Source organism: Amaricoccus tamworthensis (genome assembly GCF_049800875.1).
Classification (GTDB): Bacteria; Pseudomonadota; Alphaproteobacteria; order Rhodobacterales; family Rhodobacteraceae; genus Amaricoccus; species Amaricoccus tamworthensis.
This window is the reverse complement of the sequence record NZ_JBNAFV010000007.1, coordinates 1-18,605: the sequence shown is the minus strand read 5'-3', so window position 1 is coordinate 18,605 and position 18,605 is coordinate 1. Positions and strand designations below refer to the sequence as shown.

Genomic DNA, 18,605 nt, shown 5'->3' with positions numbered 1-18,605 from the left:
AGGGCAGGACGGCTCTTGAGGCTAAAGAAACCTGGCGGCAGCCAGTCCATTGCGATCAGGGAAGCAGGCGACGGGTCATGGATATGACAAAACTGTACCTGCGACCCCTGGCAAAGGCGCGTATTGCGGAACGCCTGCCCGCTTTGAGGCACATGGGTTTCGCAGCGCCTCGCTATACACTCGCCCGAACCTGGCCGACCAGGATCGACCAATCCATGCCCAGGGCGCTGTAGACGTCACCGGCCTGCTCGTTCGCGTTATCTGCAAGGATTTCGATCATCAGGCTGGCACCATCCGCGATGACCACTCCGGCTTGTGTAAGCCGGTGCAAAGCCGTCTCACGCTTTGTCATGTTAAAAGTCCCGCTGGCATCGACGGCGATGTAGGCTTCGAACCCTTCGCGCACGGCCCGCATTGCAGGAAACGCGGCGCAGACTTCCAGCGACAACCCGGCGAAGATCAGTTTGCTCCGGCCGGTGGCGCGAATTGCATCTTCCACCCGTGGATCGTCCCACGCGTTGACCGTTGTTCGGTCGATAAAGGTCTGATCTGGCAGCGCTTCCTGCAATTCCGGAATGGCAGGGCCCCATAAAGTCTCTGACGATGTCGTGGTCGCGACAATCGGCAGACCGAGAGCTTTTGCGGCGTCGGCCAGGCCGACAATGTTGTGTTTAAGGTCCGCGATTGAATAGTCGCGGATACCGGTCATCAGCCCGACCTGATTGTCGACAAACACAACGGCGGCATTGTCACGGGTAAGGGGGGCTGGATTGTTCAGGTTCGTCACGGCCTTCTCCTTTCAGGGTTGGTTTTGGGTACCCTCGCCGTTGTCGTTATATTCGCCCTGTCGTTGTTCGTCTTCCCGCTGAGCCTGCTGGCCCGGGTCGGGGTGACCCAGGATGGAGCCCTCTCGCTGGGGCCGCTCATGGATGCGCTTGCCAGCCGCTCCGTGCTTCGCGCGCTCGTTCATTCCCTTGTCACAGCCACCTTTTCCTCAATCCTCTCGCTCATCGCGGGCACATGCATTGCTTTGGTCATGGGGCTGACAGACATCCGGTGTAAGGGCGCTTTTACTTTCCTGTTGCTGATCCCGATGATGATCCCGCCGCATGTGACGGCGATTGCCTGGGTGCAGGCCATGGGGCCGTCTTCGGCGATACTGCGCACGTTCGGCATCGCACCCGAGATCGGTACAACGCATCCGCTTTACTCCGCCGGGGGAATGATTTTCCTGCTGGGGGTCCAGCACACGCCGCTGGTATTTCTCGTGGTCCTCGCCGCGCTGCGGAGCCTGCCGCGCGAGATGAGCGATGCCGCCCGCATTTCGGGAGCCACGCCGCTGCGCCTGCTGCGCCGTGTCTTGCTGCCGTTGATGGCGCCCACTTTGATTGCCGCCTTCGCGCTGGCCTTTGTATCGGCGCTCGGTAACTTCGGCATTCAGGCGCTTTTGGGTATTCCGGCGCGCTACATCACGCTTCCGGTGCTGATCTGGCAGCGGTTGGCGAGTTTTGGTCCCTCCGTGCTCACCGATGTGGCCGTGATCGCGGCGCTCCTTGCCTTTGTCGCCGTGGGGATCATTTTGGCTCAGACCGCGCTTCTGGTACGCAGCCGCAGCCGGCTGATTGGACCGCCGCAGGCTCCGCTGCACATCGCGCTTGGGCCACTGCGCGGCCTGGTTGAGGGGGGGTTGGCGCTGTTGATCGCAGCGACCCTCGTGTTGCCGATCACGGCGCTCGTGGCCACGGCGCTCGTCTCCACCTATGGCCTGCCGCTTACGGCCGAGACGATCACCTTGGACAATTTCACCGAGATCCTGTTCCGCCAATCGGTCACGGCGCGGGCCTTCCTGAATTCGACGTTGACCGCCGGGGTCGCGGCCGCCGTCATAGCGCTTGGGTGTGTTTTCCTCGCCCGCTTCGTGACCGGGCCGCGCGGGCCGGTGCGCCGCCTCTCGACCGGGCTCGCCACGCTGGCGGAGATGACCTATGCCATTCCCGGGCTGGTCATCTCGATCGCCTTCATCCTCGCCTTCATCAAGCCGCTGCCGCTGTTGAACATTTCCCTCTACAACACGTTGGGGATCATCTTCCTTGCCTACCTATGTGCTTTCTTCGCCATCGCGCTCAAGCCCGTTTCGGCAGCCTATGTGCAACTTGATCCGGCGCTGGACGAGGCCGCGCGCATCGCCGGGGCCGGTTTCCTGTTCCGCATGCGGCGCATTTTCATGCCGCTGATTGCACCTGCTGCGGCCTCCGGGGGGATCCTCGTGTTCCTGACGGCCTACAACGAGGTCACGGTTTCGGCGCTGCTCTGGTCCACGGGAAACGAAACTATCGGCACCGCGATCTATAATTACGAGGACGGCGGTTATACTACGCTGGCCTCGGCCATGTCCTCGGTGACGGTGCTGGCGACCATCGTGTTGATGGTGCTGCTTGATCGGCTGGGGCGGCGCGCGCCGCCCGGTGTCATTCCCTGGAGAATATAGTGGGGGGACTACCCTTCAGCTGCCCTCCGGAAGGATCCAGGCGATCCTGATCCGCACGAAGAGCTTCTGGCCGGGCGTCAGTGGCGCGCGATGTGACAGTGTCAGGACTGATCCGCCCGCAAGCTCGAGCTCCGCTTCCCATCCGCCACCGCGATAGAAGGTTTCCCGAACCGTTCCGGCAAGCCCTTTCGTATCGCCCTCCGCAAGGATTTCTATCGCTTCAGGGCGCAGGATTGCCATCGCTGCGCCCGGCGCTTGTCCCGCCATCGCCTCAACCGGGAAACTCACGCCGTCCAGCTGCGCCGTGTGATCGGCATACTGAACCGGCACAACCGTCCCCTGTCCGATGAACTTGGCCACCTCCCGCGATTGCGGCCGATCGTAGACCTCCTGCGGTGTGCCAACCTGCAGGAAGCTGCCGTTGCGCATTACCGCCATCCGGTCGGCCAGCGCCATGGCCTCGCGCTGGTCGTGGGTGATGTAGATCGTCGTCGCGCCGGACGAGCGATGGAAGGCCAGCAGTTCCCGTTCCATCGTGGCGCGCAAATGCGGATCAAGATTGGCCAGCGGCTCGTCCATGAGGATTGTCCCCGCCCCACCCGCCAGACAGCGGGCCAGCGCGACCCGCTGCCGTTGCCCGCCCGAGAGCGCATCCGGCTTGCGCTCGGCCAGATGTCTCAATGACACCGTGTCCAGATGTGGCTCCGCCGCCGCCGCCGCTGCCCGGCGCGGCATCCCGGTGGCCTCCAGCGGAAAGGCGACATTGTCCCGCACGCTCATATGTGGCCAGAGCGCGTAGGACTGAAAGACAAAGCCGGTTCCCCGCCCCTCAGGTGAGACCATCACCCCATCGCCAGCGACCATTTCCCCATGCAGCCGGATCGTTCCCCGATCCGGTACCTCGAGCCCGGCGATCAGGCGCAACAGCGTGCTCTTGCCACAGCCGGATTCACCGACAATTACAAAATGCTCTTGCGGGGCGATCTGTAGGGAGACGCCGTCGACTGCCGGCGCTCCTGCATATGCCTTGCAGAGGTGATGAATTTCGATCCCTCCCGTCATTTCGGTACAGCTCCTTGATATCTCGTGGTATTCCTTCCAGGGGCTTGTGCCGCAACCGTGTGTCGTTGACGTGACGAGAGCAGTCCCAGCCGGGTCCGCAAGGTAAAGATGGCCCGTGCGGGCTACGCAAGGCATGAAATCAGATGGCACCGTTTTGGAAGCACATCACCGGGCCGCCCACAGGAGAATGGCCGGGCGCCGCCGGTCACATCATTCTGACAGTTGCGGCTTCGAACTTAAAACGCAACACCGCCTCAGAAGCATCGAAACCAAGTCCCAGCGTTTCCTGACCGGAGAAAAGATCTGGTAGAAAGCGCATTTGAACCGGTTCGCCAATCGAGCAGGGAGGGCGCCAGGCGTGGAGATTCCGGGAGACCTGTGGGTACTTTGCAACGAGAATATTTGTTGATTGTAAGCCAACCGGTACCGGTACGGGCACAAACCACCGCTGCATTGTCCACCGGGCGCTTTAGAGGATGTATCGGAGTAACTGCAAAAAATGGGTGGCGAAGTCCACGCCTCGGATATTTATCCTCCAGCCCAGCAGTTTTTACCAAGCTTATATGGTTTTCAAAAACCATGGTGAAGCTATACACGTGGTAGCTGACGGTGCCGTGAATCTCTGTCCGCACCACCGTGTCGCACGCCCTCAGGTCTGACAATGGCGTTATGTCAGCGAATTGGAAGTGTGCGTCCGGCCGCGATGCGCTATTTCAAATCCAGTTACAACTGGAGTGTATCAGATGCGTGTTGTGGTGTTGTCTGCACTGCTTGCCACTTTGACATCGGCCGCCTCATCGGCTCCGGTCAGCTTTACCAACGGCTGGCAGGAACAGCGATTATCCCTTTTCAGTTCGAATGACTACGACTTCGGCACCAATCTTGGCATGGTGTCGGAGGGATCGGTCTCGATCGCCTGGACCCGTGTTGCGCGGACGGAGTGGGCGAGCACCGGCGCTTCATGGACCTGGACGGTGGATCAATCGGTGCCGGCGACCAACCTGGCGCAAAAGGGCGGGGATGACCGAAATATCTCGCTTTACTTCGTGTTTGTGCCGGAGGACGTGGCACCGGAGCTGCAAAACGCAAATATCCGCAGTCTTCTCGGCAAAGATGATGTGCGGATTATCCAATACGCCTGGGGTGGCAATCACGGTGCGAATGAGATCATCCAGTCGCCCTATGGTCCACCTGGTCAGGGTGTGACCATTGCATTGCGGCAGGCCGGCACCGGATCCCATAGTGAACGTGTTGATCTTGCCGCAGACTATGCGCGTGCCTTCGGCGGTGAAACGGGTGCGCTGGTTGGATTGGCCGTATCAGGCGACAGTGACGACACGGACAGCGTTATCCGCGCCACAATCGGGAACCTGATCCTCCAGTAGCATGGTCTTCCAGGCCGATTGCCGAGCAGTGGATTCTGGCAGCATTGGTTGTACCGTTGAACGGAAGCAATGGGCCGAGTTCAATTGAGATTACGCATTCCGGCTCTGATCGAGTTCTGGTGGCGTGCTTTCAGGCAGTGATGGGTGTCTCGCTCATGCTTAGGGTGGAATTGGACCGTTTTTCACGGAGTTCTACAAACTTTTAAAGCAGGACGACGTCTTCGAGCGGTCCGTTGATCAGTTTTCAAAGGACATTTTTTTGAGAGTGTTGCGCCGCTTGCATGGCAAGGTACTCCGCGCCGGCGGCTCTATTTCCTTTCCAGACGGGAACCTTGACATTCCGGGTAACGAAATGTGGATCACACTAACATCTTGTATGATATAGACCCAAAAAAACTCCAGCTACCAACGAACATCGGAGTTCGCTGGTAGCAAGTTTGTTTTCATCTTTATCCGAATTACGCGCTTTATCGGGGCATGACCGCAAAGATCGCTTCTATGCTCTTCAAATTCGCGCAGACAAACGGGGAAGCATCCCTACCGCTATCCTTCCAATTGGCACGTTCGATATGGATCGGTCTGTTTGCAAACATCTCCGCTTCCAAAGAAATAATTCCGTCAAAAGTTTCGATATCCGCAACAAAAAATTCCGAGTCTATTGCTTTCAAACTTAGGATTTTCATATGGTTTTATTCCTTATTTGCGCCATGAGCGACTGGGTTACTTTTCGAGCGATGCCTTCGCTCAAGCAATATATGGGTTCACCGCGTTCACCCAGAAAACGAGATGTACATTTTTTGGGTCATCGTGGTTAAGGCCTCAAAGAAAGATAGCAACTTGCGGCGCGTTAGCTTCCTGCTATTGCTCGAACATTCAGATGCATCGACGACATGGACATGGAATACGTTCTTGGCGCGCTCGTGGCCAACTTTGGCAGGGTGCATGGTAAGCTTCTATTGCAAAGTGGGGCCACCATACGGTCCCTTCTCAGGAGCCGAGCCGTTTTCCCCATCAATGGCCGCCTGCGGGTTGAACCTCTGAACGAAAATATCCTCGGTAAACTCGCTGAAACCCGGAAAACCAACGAAAACTGGAGGATCGATTACAATACACACAGACCACGTACATAGCTTGGCGGGATGGCTCCGGCTGTCCATGCCAAACTAAAACGTTCCGACCGGTCTGCTTCGCTTGAGTTCCGCAATGGCTCCGCTAAGTAGGCCTTGACCTCAAACCGACCGATGGAACCAATTGTGAACGGATTCTACACCTGATCGTCCCGGATCAGGGGGCCGGGTCAGCGGAGATTAACCGAACGCTCCAACGAAGGCAGTTCGAACGGCCGAACAGTGTTTAATTTGCACCGCGTCGGTGGGGGTAGATTAATGTTCAAATCAATCAGTCGCGCGTTGTCGCGACGACGACGTGTTCGGCTCGCGGGAATAACCTTGTTCCTCGACCATTCGCGGGAGGATTTGCATGGCATGCTTCTCCAAAACTTTTGCCGGACGGGTTCGACACGGGAGCGGCATGATTTCGGCGACGCCGTAGTACATGCGTTCAGATTGCGCGACGGGTTCGATGATACGCATGGTGCGGCAGATCGGTATGAGTTCAGGAACCGCCTTGAGTACGAGCGGAGAACACTGGAGGCGAAAGGCGTTCGGTTGCTTTTAAAGCCGATCCACCGGAGAATTGCTTTGGAGGATCGGAGAGGACAACTCGGGTGAAGGTCACTCAAGAGAGTTACCAACACTGGTGAAGCCAATCTCTTGTGGCTGTCGACACTGTTTTGGTTGGCGAACCTGTGCAATCGAATAATGATGGCTCAGAGTGAATTGCGGTGATGGATGATTTTCCGCCCCGGCCATGGGTATTCCTCCGGAAAATCCAAAGTTGCCGCTGGACGTGTGCATCCGCGTGGTGAACCAATGGCAAGAACATGAAACTGACTGGTGACGCGCGTGTCGCGACACCCAGGTGTCGCGTTCGCCCGGACTGCGCCATTTGCTCGACCTTGGTGAATTACGTGTGGTCGTTTTCCCGCACTGTCCGGCAGCCTTGCCCTGGCATCTGCTGCGCGCCCCGAATTGCACAGGGTCGGTTGACGCGCAGGAAATCGGGAACGAGCCTCCGCACGGGATAATCTTTGATCCTGAACTCGCGGCGCAGAACCGGGGTCGAATGGTATGTGCTCAGGAACTCACGTTTAAGTAACGACGATTTACCCCGTCGGTCTCGGCGGGAAGGTACAGCCTCGTCGAGGCCGGCGGTCATCAGGGCGTCATGCAGGGAGGGCAGGGCGCGGTCCCTGTCCTCCCTGCACGAACGCTTATCCGGGACGGGAGCCCGGAGTTTCCGGGGCACTGCCACGCGGCGACATGCCACGCTTCTGCGTCTCCTCGACGGCCACGGTTTCGTGGAGAACCCTTAGGGCCCTCAACTTCGCGATGTCTGATGCGATCCGGCGGAAGGCGTCGCGTGACACTGCGGTCTGCCGGGCGATACCGGTTGTCGGTGGCGTTGTTCCGAGTAACACGAGAAGTCGGGAGATCGGCCAGGTCTCAGGTGGCATGCGGCTCCAGAGCAGCGTGTTGCAAATCTCGTCCGCGAATTTCGCGCCCTCAGAGCCGGCGACAGCCGCGCAGTGTGCGGTGATGTCCCGGCCGTAGCGCAGCACGATACGCTGCGCCTCGGCGATGATCGTCCGCTGAGTTTGGGTCACCCGGGGATGCGGTTGCGGCGAAGCTGACCACGAAACCGGATTGGGTTGCATTTTCATGAGAGGATCCCTTCGGATTCTGGCCCGCCGGGATGACGGGCCGTCAATCCGCCTGATCCTGTCAGGCGGTAAGGCACGGGCATGAGCCCATGCCGGTGAACCGGTCCGGCCTGTTGTCGCCGGACAGCGCAAAGGGTTTCAGCGACAGGCCGCAACTTTGGACGGTGCGGCGCGCAGATCCTGAACCCGCGCGATGAGATCGCGCAGGACACGAAGTGGCCGGGACGCCAGGGCAAGGGCTTCAGCTTCCGGCAGCATCTCGCTGGCCGGCACGTCCGTAGAGCCTTCATTGCAGTTCTCATCCCAGATCGGGTGGGTTTCCCAGCCGTGCACCGTGTTCTCCTCGATTTTTTCGTCGATGCCGGCAATGACGTCGACGAGGCTTTCGTAAAAGAAGGTGTCGAGGATTCTGCGCTCTCTCGCCCGCCGCGCGAGGAGAGCCAGTTCCGCCGTCGGGTTTCCGACAAGTGCGGTGGCGATCGGTCCTTCGAGCAGATCGGCAGCTTCGCGCGCGTATGAAAAAGCCGCGGCGGCACATGAACACGCGTCGTCGTAGTCTACGGGTATAGTGAGCATTTCGTTCTCCTGACTGGAAAAATCCGCCTTTTTTGACGGGTCAATGTCCTGATGCGTTTGCATTCGGGAAAGCCGAAATACACGGCGCAGGTGATCAGCTCCGACTATCCCCATGCGAAATTTTCGTCAGTCAGGAGATCAATTGTCGGGGGAGGAGATGCCGGACCTGCCGGATGAAAACGTATTGTTCCAACGAACATCAAACGGGAATGGAATGTCGGTGCGTTCCGGCCAGCCTAACGCGGACAGCGGCCTTTTCACGTCGAATTTTCGGAACCCCGAACCCGGCACCGGGAAACCGTATGATCCATCCCGGTGGAACCTGTACTCACTCCCCAGTTCTTCCTTTCTGCTGCAGTCGCTCAACTCCGGGCTTTCGTCGAGACAAGCCCCGGAGATGAGTGACCGCAGCGTTTTCCTCCAACCCGTTTTCACCCAGGCAAGCAGTGTTGGTGGATGCCGATCCACAGGTTTTGCCCTGTTTATTCCAGGTCGGGCGGCCGGTATTCTCTTTGATTACGACATGTCCTTGGTGGGTTTCGCAGAGTCTTTGCCAAGGTGCGTTTGTGAAAGCGGCGGTGAGGCCTGCTTCGAAGGAGGTTGGTTTGTTCGCGACGATTGAAAAAAACTTGCACAGGTTCATGCCAATTGGGGGGTGAGATCCGGCCAGAGCACTGCGGCCAAATCAAGGGGCGCATGGTCTTCAAGAACAATTGCGGGCACCGCCTTGCCTCCGTTTTCTCTTCGGAGCAGGAGCGCGGTGATCGGCCAACCTTTGGCCGCAGCGGCACGCCGGCAGAGCCCGACAAGATGCGACGTTGTCCGTCCCCTGCGGAACCGCCTGGCGCTGTCTTCCGTCTCGAAGTGCAGTGGCAGGTCCATGTTGAGCCCGGTCGCCGATAGTCGGGTGCCGCGCACCGGACGCCCGTCGAAGGCCTGAAGGGCCTTCTCAATGCGCACGGCTCCCCTCCAGTCGGGTTCATGTTCAAGATTTTTTTCGAGAGCGGCAAGCGTGGACAGGCGTGTAATCGGGAAGTCCGGCAGCGGCAGACTGCTCATGATGACCACCCGCTTCGTGCGGTCCGGCGCGACAAGCCGGAGCCGTGCAATGGCCTGAAGCGTTGCGCATTCGCGCGACTGGGCAAGGATCGCCTGCGCGCGAGGGTCCGGGTGCGCGCGCAGAAGGGCCTTCTGGAAGGATCCGTCTTGCATTAACATCTGCGCATCGGTGGATGGAAGAGATCCGGAAACATGCGCGGTGATCGGCAGTTCATCTCTCGAGAATACCGCGCGCGCCGCAGTCTCGATATCGCCGATGCGAGGCTGCAGGCGGCCGACGATAACGATGGCCGCAAAGCCCTCGAAATCATTCACGCCCTGGGTTCGTGGGCCGAACCAGCGGGCATCAGCGCCCATGAGGGGTTGCTTCAGGCCCTCGTCGCCGCTTCCAGCGATCGGGTTGCCGACATCTTCATGAAGCGCTTTCAGTACGGCCCTCGTCGCAACGACGAGCACACCGCCTCCCGCCGCTCTGAGGACTTCCCGCCTGATGACCCCCAGGATTCCGGCTCGCCGTTTTGCACCGTCTTCCGGGTGAAGCAGCCAGCTGTTCGACAGCGTCAGATCTGAGACCTGGACAATGTCCGCCCTGGGTGGAGACTGGAGTGAGACGAATACCGCGCCGGGTGCGATTTGTTCGGTGATGTCCGGATGGGCATCAGCGTCAAGCAAAAGAAGGGGTGCGTCGCGTTTGAGATGATGAAGGCCGGATAACTGGATCACGCGCCGGGAGCCATGGCTGGTCTCCTGTTCGGTCAGCCTGACACCGGGGCAGTACCCGGATTCCTTTTCAGCCAGGCGTTCAAACAACTGTTGCCGCCGTCTTGCCGCAAGAAAGGGTCCCGTGTCGAAGGTATCGACACGGAATGTGGCCGTTTCGACAGATTGCCAGGGTCCGATTTCCAACTGTTGCAGCGACCGTTCCTCCGCTGCCGCGAAGCGCAGCAGTGCATCGGTAGAGATCCCGGATTCCCGCAGATGGTCGTGAAGCGGCAGGCCACGTTGCAGGCCGTCAACGATCGCATCCTTTGCACGTAAGAGCTGATGGCAAGAACTCTCCGGAATTGAGCCCGGCGGCGTCCGCATGAAGTCGTCGATCGAGAGATATGACGTGCGCGTCAGGGTGGGCCAGACTTTCTCATCAATAACCCGGAGTGCAATACGGTATTCGCGGTCGACAGGAAGATTGACGGTCAGGTAGGCGTGAGACGTGAACACGACATGTGGCCCCGAAATGTCCTTTTGTTGAAGATGGGGGCATCCGGATGCGCAGGGCGATTCAATGAACGTCCCATCGGGACAGTGTCCGCGGCAGAGCGCCTGCGTAACCGAAGGCACCAGCCCGGATATTTTTTTCGCAATTCCGGCACGCTCGCACATTTTCCTGCTTTGGTCGTCCGGGCGCGGTGCGTCACGCCCCCGGATAACACGGCACGGAAGCCCTGGGGCGAGTTTGCGAAAATCGGCACACGCGCGTTCCGCAAGATCAAGTGTTGGCACGTATATCAGCACATGGCCACGGGCCAGTAGTGCCTCTCCGTGTTCAGCGATGCAACGCAGTGCGGTCGCGGTCTTTCCGAGTCCGGCTGTCACCTTAAGGGCAAGAGCGGCATCCGGTGCTCCCGTCGCCTCGGCTGCCGACCTTACGAAAAGATCGATTTTGTGGTCGAGCAGCTTCCGTGCCTCGAATGGTTCCGACCAGCACGGAACCCTGATCGTTGCCTCAAATGCTTTTTCCTGTTTCATGTTTTTCCTCCATTGGGGAGGACCTGGGTGCGGATGCTGTCGGGACAAAAAAATTTTTTTCCGACAGTCCGAGCGTGGTCGCGACGGCAAAGGTGCCGCGCCTCTATTGTGATTTCTTATAGAGATATGACACCTTTGGTCATGGCTTCGGTTTCTCTGACAACGCGTCAGCGGAGGCTGTTTCCGATTCAGAAACAAACTGAAGGGAGAAAATGTATTCGGTTGAGGACATACCCGGTCGGGTTACGTCAATGTACCCCGCATTGGCAGGATCTGTCGCTCTGCCTTGCCGGATGTTGAAGGTGCCGTTTTTGGCGAGACTGCCCGGTGAGATTGGCGCCGGGACGACCTGTGACGCGATGGTGTCCAATGTCGATTTTGCCCCGACTTTCCTTGACCTTGCGGGTGTGCCAATCCCGTCCTACATGCAGGGCCGCAGTGCGCGCGGTACGATTGCGGGCCAGGTGCCCGGCGATTTGCCGAAGGAGGCCTATCACCGCTACTGGATGCACAAGGATGAGAGCCACAATGCCTTTGCCCATTATGGTCTGCGCGACCACCGCTACAAGCTGATTTACTGGTACAATGACGACCTCGACCAGCCGGGTGCACATCCATCGGTCGATGAACAGCCGGAATGGGAGTTGTTTGACTGCGAAAAGGATCCGTTGGAGCTGTTCAACGTCTACGATGATCCCGCATATGCGGAGGTTCGGGCTGAGATGACGCGGAAACTCGATGCCAGGATGCTGGAGATCGGTGACATTCCGGAACACCGGCCGTTTGGGGCGCAGTAGAACAATTTTGTGGATTTTCGCCCTGACCCACTTGGCTTGAGAGTGAACGGTTGGGGCCCATGGCAAAGGCCCGGGCGATTGAGCCCAGGCCTTTGACGCGTTCAGGCCGCCTGCATCTCGATGACCCTGTTGTCGTGGATTCCGGTCGCGGCCTCGGCCAGAACGGCAGCGACGTCGGCGCGGCTGACTTCGGCTGTTTTGTCCACGCTGTCGCCGAGGATGACGTCATTGCTGCGCCCGTTGTTTGTCAGGGAGACCGGGCGCAGGATGGCGTAGGTCAGGCCGGACGCTTTAAGGTGTTCGTCAGCCAGGTGTTTGGCCTTCAGGTAATGTGCCAGATCGCCCGACGGGTCGGACTGGTCCGCTCCGATGGAACTGAGCATCACGAAGCGGGCGACGCCCGCGTCCTTCGCCAGGTCGATCAGTCGTTTGGCGCCGTCGCGGTCTACCCTTTCGGTCATCTCCGGGCCGGTCGACCCGCCAGAGCCTGCGGCAAAAATAACCACGTCGGCTCCTTCACATACGCCGGGTTGTAGATCCGTCAGATCGCCGTGGCGTGTTTCGCATCCCTCGGGTAAATCGGAGGTATCGGAGTTTTCGCGGACAAGTGCCGTCACGTGGTGGTTTTGGTCCAGCAGATTCGTGGTCAGGGTAAGGCCGGTCTTGCCGGTTGCGCCAGCGATTAGAATATTCATGGGATTGTCCTTTCGTTTTAGGCGGGGGGAGCCATCGGTCCGGCAGACCGGACGGCGGCGATATATCCGGGCTGTTGCTGCAGTGCGTCCCAGTAGGCGGCAACCTTCGGATGTTCCGCCAGAAGATCGAACCGCGCGAGAAGCGCGATGATGTAGGAGATCTGGATATCGGCCAGCATTGCCGTCTCTCCATAGAGCAGAGGTCCGTCTCCTACAGCCACGGAGATGAAATCCAGTTGCCGGTTTAAAGCGGCCCGTGCCGCATCTGGAACGGACTCGCCGCGGAATGAAGCCAGGATTGGCCCCATTGCCGCCGGGGCGAGCGTGGACTCGACCCCGTCAAACAGGGCCTCGTGCCGCCAGTACTCCGCCGTATCGACGGGTGGCGTATGGCTATTGTCGCCGAACCTGGCGGCCAAATAGCGCAGGATCGTCGCGGATTCCGCGAGGGTCAGTCCGTCATCCTCTATTACCGGCGACTTGCCCAGAGGGTGGACCCTCGACAACGTGTCGGGCGCGCGGAATTCATCCGTCCGTTCATAGTCAACGCGGTTGCAGGACTGGCCGAGGTCGGCCAGCAGCCACAGGACGCGCGTCGCGCGGGAATATTGCAAAGCGTGGAGTGTGATCATGGCAGGAAGATCGCCTTTACGTTCACGAATTCCTTCATGCCAAATCCGCCGTGTTCGCGGCCGTAGCCTGAATCCTTGACGCCACCAAAGGGCATGTTGGGATCGGCTGCACCGAAAGAGTTGATGCGCACCATGCCGGTGTCGAAATGATCGCGTGCGAGCTTCAGCGCGCGTTCCTCGTCCTTGCAGAAGATGCCACCGCCCAGCCCGTAGCGGCTGTCGTTTGCGATGCGCATCGCGTCCTCATCGTCCCTGGCGCGGATTACGGCGGCCACGGGGCCGAATATCTCATCGTCATACGCGGGTTTCCCTTCTGGCTCGTCATGGTCTGGGGGCCGTCGCTGGCCGCCATTATTCTGAGCCTGCGCGATGGTCAGTTCACTGCGCTTCTCGGTCGTACAGTGACAATTTCGACGATCCCGGTCTCCGCCTGGTTCCTGATGATCGCGCCGATCTTCCTGTTGATTTTGCTGCGTCCGTCTGCACCAGAGGACGCCACGCCCATCGGTCTGGGCATCGTCGCCACTGCAGTTGCCTTCAATCTGATCCTCGGTCCGCTTGGCGAAGAACTCGGCTGTCGTGGGGTCTTGCAGGAGCATCTCAACCAACACATCGGGTGGTTGGCGGCGTCTTTGCTGGTGGGTATGATCTGGCTGGTCTGGCATTTGCCGCTCTGGACGATTGATTCTCCGCACGCCCAGATTTCACTGCCGCTCTTTGCCGGGCACGTGATGTGTTATGCGGTCATCATCGGCGCGGCCTACACTCTGTGCGGCGGGTCCATCTTGCCAGCCATCCTAATCCACCTGACGGTGAACCTCGCCTCAAATCTTGCACTTTTCGCCGGCTTTCGCGACCCAAATAGTTGGTTCGCTTCGAGCATGTGGCTCTATCTCGTCCTTGCGCTTGTTGCCGTCGCTCTGGTCTATGCCCGGACCGGCGAACTGGGTGTGAGGTCGCTCGGCTCGTGAGAGAGACGTTTCTGTTGGGGTTCGCATCGGGCTCTCTGCCGTCGTCGGAACAATCGCAGCATCGCCTCGAACCCTGCCGCCAAGTCAGATGAGGATGTGAAACGGCATGCAATTTTGACCCTCATATTGGGGTAATCGGCGTCCAAAAGTGACCCCCCTTATAAATCTGTTCAGAAGCTTCCTCAAAAGCATGGGGGAGCAGTCAGGGGATGTTGGTTGTGGAGACGATCGCGAAGATCAGGCGTGCGCATTTTATCGAAGGCAAGTCGATCAAGCAGATTTGCCGTGAACTGCGGTTATCCCGCAATACGGTGCGTAGAGTCATCCGATCCGGTGCGACCGAGTTCAGTTATGACCGCACGACGCAGCCCCGCCCAAAGATTGATCCCTGGCGTTCTGAGTTGGACGGGATGCTGGCCGAGAACGTCCGGCGGCCGAAGCGGGAACGCCTGACGCTCATCCGGATCTATGAGGAACTGCGTAATGCAACGAGGCCCTCGGCACCTTTGTCTATGCCCATGCCGCCCTTCACGGGCTAATCGGCATGGGGCTCCGGCTGAACGAGGAGGTGGAGGGGGTCGGTCCGGCGATAACGTCGTTGAGCAAGTCGAATGGGGTGATCCGCTCAGCGTGGATGGCGTTGATCAACGGCCATGACACTTCTTGTACTTTAGACCACTCCCGCAGGGGCACGGATTGTTCCGCCCCGGCTTTTTGGTCTTGGGAACTGGGACAGGTTTCTTTGGCTGGTTGGAATTCAACATCCGCGTACGTTCGGCCATCCGCATCGCGTCTTCGTAAATGTGATCGTTTGCAGACGTTCGGGTCGCCGGTATATGGACCGGGAAAGGCTGGGCCGCGCGGAATGCTCCGTCAGAGTTAACTTCCACCAAGACGCCGATGACGTCAGGCACTTTGACGACCAAGGCGGCCGCACTGGCCTTGTCGTGCACCCCAGCCCAGTCAAATTCTTGGTCGTGCCGCTGAAGCCAGATGAAGAGCGGCTCATTATCCCCGGATAGCATAAAGTAACGAGTCGGATGCAGGCTCAAGGTGAGGCGAAGATCGGACACCATCTTAGCCAGATTACTCCGGCCTTCTTCTCCGAGGTTGCGGATACGGCTCTCCGCTGAAAGCCACCCACGCGCTCGGGTGGCGTTGAGCGCGCCGAGCAGCCTCAGCACCTCGTCCGGGAATGCCTGCGTCGGAAACGGACTGCTTTCCCAATCTTCACCTTCGAAGCACCTGTCGACGATATCGCTCATCCCGTCCCAGATGATCATGGTTGTGTTGTCGTCACGCAGCTGCTCGGCAATGTCCAGATCGAAACGATTCTTCCTCAGGTACGCGCCGAGATGGTCGAACTCATCAAACAGATGAGCCCGCCGCATCCCCGCTACGGCCTGTCGCACCTCCATGTAGTGAGCAAACTCACCGGGGGTCGGCAAAAATCGCTTGAGGACGAATAGGTCATCAATGGACAGTGAAAGAAAGGCGTGCTTTCCAAGGAGCGGCTTAATCTGCGGGAGTTCCTTGCAGTAAGTGGAAAAGGGTGAGAACGACTCGACCGTTAGCCCAATCGGCACCATCACGCGATAGTCGGAGCGGCGGAGACGGCCGCACTCTTCATACTTCCCGTCTACCAAGCGATAGAGCGGCACTTCGTCAGCCGAGTTAAGGTAATTGAAGAACCGTTCACACTGCTTGTAGGCCTTGATCACTAAATCCTGCACCGACTGGGCGTGGCGTGCGAAATCAAGCGCTGGCGACGCGATTGTGGCGGCGGCGCCGGCCTTGGCCTCTACAAGGAACAATACATCATCGATAAGGATGAGTGTATCATTCTCGGACCACTGCTTGGTGGATGGGTCCTTATAATAGACCTCCTGGAAAAGCGCTGCGTCTGGAAGCTGCGACACAAGAATCTCGGCAAACGCAGCTTCGCTCATCATCTTCTGCCGATTCTGGAAGGTCTTCGCGTAATCTGTAAGCGAAGTCCTGATCACACCTTCGGTTGATGGTTCCACGGCAGCAGTGCTTTGATGTTGGCCTGTCGGTGGCCGTTCACAATTGCGGTGAGGGTTTCGGTCAGCCAGGCGTGGGGATCGACGGCGTTGAGTTTGCAGGTCTCGATAAGGGACGCCATGATTGCCCAGTTTTGTGCTCCGGCATCATGACCCGCGAAGAGTGCGTTTTTCCTGTTTAGAGCGATGGGGCGGATTGTTCGCTCCACGGGGTTCGAGTCCATCTCGATGCGCCCGTCGGTCAGAAACAGGCAGAGGCCGTCCCAGTATTTGGCGATGTATTTCAGGGCTTCTCCAAGGGGCGATTTGGCTGACACCCGCGCACGGTTTGCCGTGAGCCATGTCCCGAATGCCTCAAGGGCGGGTTTGGAGCGCTCCTGTCTTGCAGCCAACCGCCTGGCGGGGCTTTCGCCGCGGACCTCTTTCTCGATCCTGTAGAGGGCGGTAATCTGTCGCAAACCCTCATCGGCGATCGGTGTGGTTCCAGTCCGGGCAACCTCGTGGAGCTTCCGCCTCGCATGCGCCCAGCAGTAGGCCAGCTGAATACCCTGTGACGGCCGCCTGATCAGCCGGTTGTAGCCGGCATACCCGTCAACCTGCAGAATGCCGCGGAAGTCCTGCAGTATCTGATCCGCATACTGGCCGGATCGTCCGGGCGCGTAAGTGAACGTGACACCGGGCGGATCATCTCCACCCCACGCCCGGTCGTCGCGGGCCAGCGCCCAGAAGTATCCGGTTTTCGTCTTTCCCCGGCCAGGATCAAGAACAGGGGCTCTGGTCTCATCCATGAACAGCTTCGGCGATTTTTTCAGGTCGGAGATCAGGGCATCAAAAACGGGTCGCAGCTCGAATGCCGCGCGACCAACCCAGTCAGCCAGTGTGGAGCGGTCAAGTTCAATCCCCTGACGTCCGTAGATCTGCGCCTGCCGGTACAGGGGCAGATGATCCGCGTATTTGCTGACGATCACATGGGCAATGGTGGCTTCGGTTGGCATGCCGCCCGGGATCAGGTGTGCCGGTGCGGCGGCCTGGACGATACCGTCCTCACAGGAACGGCAGGCATATTTCGGGCGTCGGGTCACAATCAGCCGGAACCGTGCCGGCACAATGTCCAGACGTTCACTCACGTCTTCGCCAATAACATGGCGTTCGGTACCGCAACGACAGATCGTGCTGTCCGGCTCGACCACCTCCTCAATGCGCGGCAGGTGTTTGGGCAGCGCCCCCCGGTTGGTTGCGCGCGGCTTTGAGGTCCGGGTTTGCGCACCCGCTGGATCAGCCTCACGTTCGGCTTCCACCTCAGCAATACCGGTCTCAAGATCTTCGAGGGCCAGTTCAAACTGGTCAGGATCGGATTTTTCGGATCTTCGTCCGAACAGGGCCTGTCTGAGGGATGCAACCAGAGTTTCCAGACGGTCATTCCGTTCACTCTGCGCCACGATCATGGCCTTGAGCGCATCCACGTCATCCGGAAGATCAGCCGTCGAAATCATGATCCCGGACTACCAAAACCAGTGCCCGGGGACCAGGGTAAAGGATGGTTTTTTACTCTGCCGCAGTCGGTGGACGGGCCGACAGGGCCTTCACTTTCCGCCAGTCCAGACCGCAGAACAGGGCCTCAAACTGCGCGTGGCTAAGTGACATCAGACCGTTTCGAACCGCAGGCCACGTGAAAGTCGTCTCCTCCAGCCGCTTGTACGTCATAACCAGTCCCGTCCCATCCCAGTAGAGCAGCTTCAGACGGTCCGCACGTTTCGAGCGGAACACAAAAACGGTTCCGGTGAACGGCTCCTTATGCAGTTCATTTTTTACCAGAGCCGCCAGTCCATTGTGGCCCTTGCGGAAATCCACCGGCTTCGTCGCCACAACAATCCGAACCCGTTGTGATGGGAAGATCATCCGGACCCGGACAGGGCACGAACAATCCCCGCTATCCGCTCGGGAGATGTATCAGCCCCCAGACGAACCGTGACATCGCCACAGAGGATCTCAACCGCATCACTGGACGCGGCGGGAGCCGGCGCGGTCACAGGCTCAACCACCAACGACGCAAACTCAAACTCCGCTCCGGCCAGATCCGGAACCGCCAGCCTGCCTTCCTTCGCCAGCCGACGCCACGCCGACAAATGATTTGGCAGCAGTTCGTGCCGCCGCGCCACTTCATTGACGGTAACACCCGGCACCAGTGTTTCGGCGACCACACGGCCCTTATAGGCATCAGACCAGCGCCGTTTCCCGGAAGGACCGACCATGACATCCATACGGCCAGTATCCTCCATATGGAGCGATATATCTCCTACCAACCCAGCCTCCAATTCCAATCTATACTCGGAAACGGACTCGCAGATCAGGAAGCCTTCAGGAAGGTGGGATCAAAACACCGCTTAC

General features: G+C 59.1%; 17 protein-coding genes and 2 pseudogenes. 7 read left to right on the top strand and 12 right to left on the bottom strand.

Translation table 11 applies throughout. The features are described 5' to 3' along the window. Positions 1–172 precede the first annotated feature (172 nt). Positions 173–787 carry an isochorismatase family protein gene (locus ACP15P_RS12765; RefSeq protein ID WP_424928854.1) on the bottom strand — a complete coding sequence of 205 codons (615 nt, stop codon included), beginning with the start codon at positions 785–787 and terminating at the stop codon, positions 173–175. A 24-nt stretch (positions 788–811) separates the two neighbouring features. Here ACP15P_RS12765 and ACP15P_RS12760 point away from each other — a divergent pair, with 24 nt between their 5' ends. Next, the gene (locus ACP15P_RS12760; protein WP_424928853.1) at positions 812–2,488 is read left to right on the top strand and encodes an ABC transporter permease; all 1,677 of its coding nucleotides are present in this window, start codon (positions 812–814) and stop codon (positions 2,486–2,488) included. 15 nt (positions 2,489–2,503) lie between these two features. Here the strand turns inward: ACP15P_RS12760 and ACP15P_RS12755 are convergent, their stop codons facing one another. After that, complete coding sequence (locus ACP15P_RS12755; RefSeq protein ID WP_424928852.1) at positions 2,504–3,550, bottom strand: ABC transporter ATP-binding protein; 1,047 nt, start codon at positions 3,548–3,550, stop codon at positions 2,504–2,506. A gap of 743 nt (positions 3,551–4,293) precedes the next feature. Here ACP15P_RS12755 and ACP15P_RS12750 point away from each other — a divergent pair. Together ACP15P_RS12750 and ACP15P_RS12745 are read left to right on the top strand one after the other, a co-directional pair. Continuing rightward, positions 4,294–4,935 (top strand): DUF3047 domain-containing protein, encoded by a 642-nt coding sequence (locus ACP15P_RS12750; protein ID WP_424928851.1) that lies wholly within the window; start codon positions 4,294–4,296, stop codon positions 4,933–4,935. A gap of 890 nt (positions 4,936–5,825) precedes the next feature. After that, on the top strand, positions 5,826–6,065 hold the full coding sequence (locus tag ACP15P_RS12745; protein WP_424928850.1) for an integrase core domain-containing protein: 240 nt from the start codon (positions 5,826–5,828) through the stop codon (positions 6,063–6,065). A gap of 1,202 nt (positions 6,066–7,267) precedes the next feature. Here ACP15P_RS12745 and ACP15P_RS12740 read toward each other — a convergent pair. Together ACP15P_RS12740 and ACP15P_RS12735 are read right to left on the bottom strand one after the other, a co-directional pair. Then, positions 7,268–7,717: a hypothetical protein gene (locus ACP15P_RS12740; RefSeq protein ID WP_424928849.1), complete on the bottom strand. Its 450-nt coding sequence runs from the start codon at positions 7,715–7,717 to the stop codon at positions 7,268–7,270. Positions 7,718–7,855: 138 nt separating this feature from the next. Continuing rightward, a complete protein-coding gene (locus ACP15P_RS12735) occupies positions 7,856–8,293 on the bottom strand; it encodes a hypothetical protein (protein WP_424928848.1) in 438 nt (145 codons plus the stop codon). A gap of 142 nt (positions 8,294–8,435) precedes the next feature. On the opposite strand from ACP15P_RS12735, the gene ACP15P_RS12730 reads away from it, so the two are divergent. Continuing rightward, positions 8,436–8,915 carry a hypothetical protein gene (locus tag ACP15P_RS12730; RefSeq protein WP_424928847.1) on the top strand — a complete coding sequence of 160 codons (480 nt, stop codon included), beginning with the start codon at positions 8,436–8,438 and terminating at the stop codon, positions 8,913–8,915. A 17-nt stretch (positions 8,916–8,932) separates the two neighbouring features. On the opposite strand, the gene ACP15P_RS12725 is transcribed toward ACP15P_RS12730, so the two are convergent. Further along, positions 8,933–10,732: a hypothetical protein gene (locus tag ACP15P_RS12725; RefSeq protein ID WP_424928846.1), complete on the bottom strand. Its 1,800-nt coding sequence runs from the start codon at positions 10,730–10,732 to the stop codon at positions 8,933–8,935. Positions 10,733–11,310: 578 nt separating this feature from the next. Here ACP15P_RS12725 and ACP15P_RS12720 point away from each other — a divergent pair. Continuing rightward, positions 11,311–11,895, top strand: coding sequence for a sulfatase/phosphatase domain-containing protein (locus ACP15P_RS12720; protein WP_424928845.1), 585 nt, complete (start codon positions 11,311–11,313; stop codon positions 11,893–11,895). 101 nt (positions 11,896–11,996) lie between these two features. Here the strand turns inward: ACP15P_RS12720 and ACP15P_RS12715 are convergent, their stop codons facing one another. The 3 genes and pseudogenes from ACP15P_RS12715 to ACP15P_RS12705 form a co-directional block, all read right to left on the bottom strand. Next, entirely contained in the window at positions 11,997–12,590 is a 594-nt protein-coding gene (locus ACP15P_RS12715; protein ID WP_424928844.1) for an SDR family oxidoreductase, read from the bottom strand. Positions 12,591–12,607: 17 nt separating this feature from the next. Next, positions 12,608–13,222, bottom strand: a complete 615-nt coding sequence (locus tag ACP15P_RS12710) for a glutathione S-transferase family protein (RefSeq protein WP_424928843.1) — start codon at positions 13,220–13,222, stop codon at positions 12,608–12,610. Next, positions 13,219–13,545: pseudogene (locus ACP15P_RS12705) on the bottom strand (aldehyde dehydrogenase family protein); the annotation flags it as partial. The gene ACP15P_RS12710 and the pseudogene ACP15P_RS12705, both read right to left, overlap by 4 nt. On the opposite strand from ACP15P_RS12705, the gene ACP15P_RS12700 reads away from it, so the two are divergent. Both ACP15P_RS12700 and ACP15P_RS12695 read left to right on the top strand, forming a co-directional pair. Beyond that, positions 13,546–14,193: a CPBP family intramembrane glutamic endopeptidase gene (locus ACP15P_RS12700; protein ID WP_424928979.1), complete on the top strand. Its 648-nt coding sequence runs from the start codon at positions 13,546–13,548 to the stop codon at positions 14,191–14,193. A 209-nt stretch (positions 14,194–14,402) separates the two neighbouring features. Further along, positions 14,403–14,675: pseudogene (locus ACP15P_RS12695) on the top strand (helix-turn-helix domain-containing protein); the annotation flags it as partial. Between the two features lie 162 nt (positions 14,676–14,837). Here ACP15P_RS12695 and ACP15P_RS12690 read toward each other — a convergent pair. The 4 genes from ACP15P_RS12690 to tnpA are packed head-to-tail and all read right to left on the bottom strand — an operon-like array spanning position 14,838 to position 18,496. Further along, a complete protein-coding gene (locus tag ACP15P_RS12690) occupies positions 14,838–16,220 on the bottom strand; it encodes a YecA family protein (protein WP_424928842.1) in 1,383 nt (460 codons plus the stop codon). Continuing rightward, on the bottom strand, positions 16,196–17,710 hold the full coding sequence (gene tnpC, locus ACP15P_RS12685; RefSeq protein ID WP_424928841.1) for an IS66 family transposase: 1,515 nt from the start codon (positions 17,708–17,710) through the stop codon (positions 16,196–16,198). The genes ACP15P_RS12690 and tnpC overlap by 25 nt, the downstream gene beginning before the upstream one ends. Positions 17,711–17,762: 52 nt before the next feature. After that, a complete protein-coding gene (gene tnpB / locus ACP15P_RS12680) occupies positions 17,763–18,116 on the bottom strand; it encodes an IS66 family insertion sequence element accessory protein TnpB (protein ID WP_424928840.1) in 354 nt (117 codons plus the stop codon). Further along, complete coding sequence (gene tnpA / locus ACP15P_RS12675; RefSeq protein WP_424928839.1) at positions 18,113–18,496, bottom strand: IS66-like element accessory protein TnpA; 384 nt, start codon at positions 18,494–18,496, stop codon at positions 18,113–18,115. Before tnpA ends, tnpB begins: the two co-directional genes overlap by 4 nt. Positions 18,497–18,605 lie beyond the last annotated feature (109 nt).

Coding starts and splice junctions, on each gene's coding strand:
- ACP15P_RS12755 (WP_424928852.1), bottom strand. CDS start 3,550: ATGACGGGAGGGATCGAAATTCATCACCTCTGCAAGGCATATGCAGGA.
- ACP15P_RS12750 (WP_424928851.1), top strand. CDS start 4,294: ATGCGTGTTGTGGTGTTGTCTGCACTGCTTGCCACTTTGACATCGGCC.
- ACP15P_RS12745 (WP_424928850.1), top strand. CDS start 5,826: ATGGACATGGAATACGTTCTTGGCGCGCTCGTGGCCAACTTTGGCAGG.
- ACP15P_RS12740 (WP_424928849.1), bottom strand. CDS start 7,717: ATGAAAATGCAACCCAATCCGGTTTCGTGGTCAGCTTCGCCGCAACCG.
- ACP15P_RS12735 (WP_424928848.1), bottom strand. CDS start 8,293: ATGCTCACTATACCCGTAGACTACGACGACGCGTGTTCATGTGCCGCC.
- ACP15P_RS12725 (WP_424928846.1), bottom strand. CDS start 10,732: ATGTGCGAGCGTGCCGGAATTGCGAAAAAAATATCCGGGCTGGTGCCT.
- ACP15P_RS12720 (WP_424928845.1), top strand. CDS start 11,311: ATGTATTCGGTTGAGGACATACCCGGTCGGGTTACGTCAATGTACCCC.
- ACP15P_RS12715 (WP_424928844.1), bottom strand. CDS start 12,590: ATGAATATTCTAATCGCTGGCGCAACCGGCAAGACCGGCCTTACCCTG.
- ACP15P_RS12710 (WP_424928843.1), bottom strand. CDS start 13,222: ATGATCACACTCCACGCTTTGCAATATTCCCGCGCGACGCGCGTCCTG.
- ACP15P_RS12700 (WP_424928979.1), top strand. CDS start 13,546: ATGGTCTGGGGGCCGTCGCTGGCCGCCATTATTCTGAGCCTGCGCGAT.
- tnpC (WP_424928841.1), bottom strand. CDS start 17,710: ATGATTTCGACGGCTGATCTTCCGGATGACGTGGATGCGCTCAAGGCC.
- tnpB (WP_424928840.1), bottom strand. CDS start 18,116: ATGATCTTCCCATCACAACGGGTTCGGATTGTTGTGGCGACGAAGCCG.
- tnpA (WP_424928839.1), bottom strand. CDS start 18,496: ATGGAGGATACTGGCCGTATGGATGTCATGGTCGGTCCTTCCGGGAAA.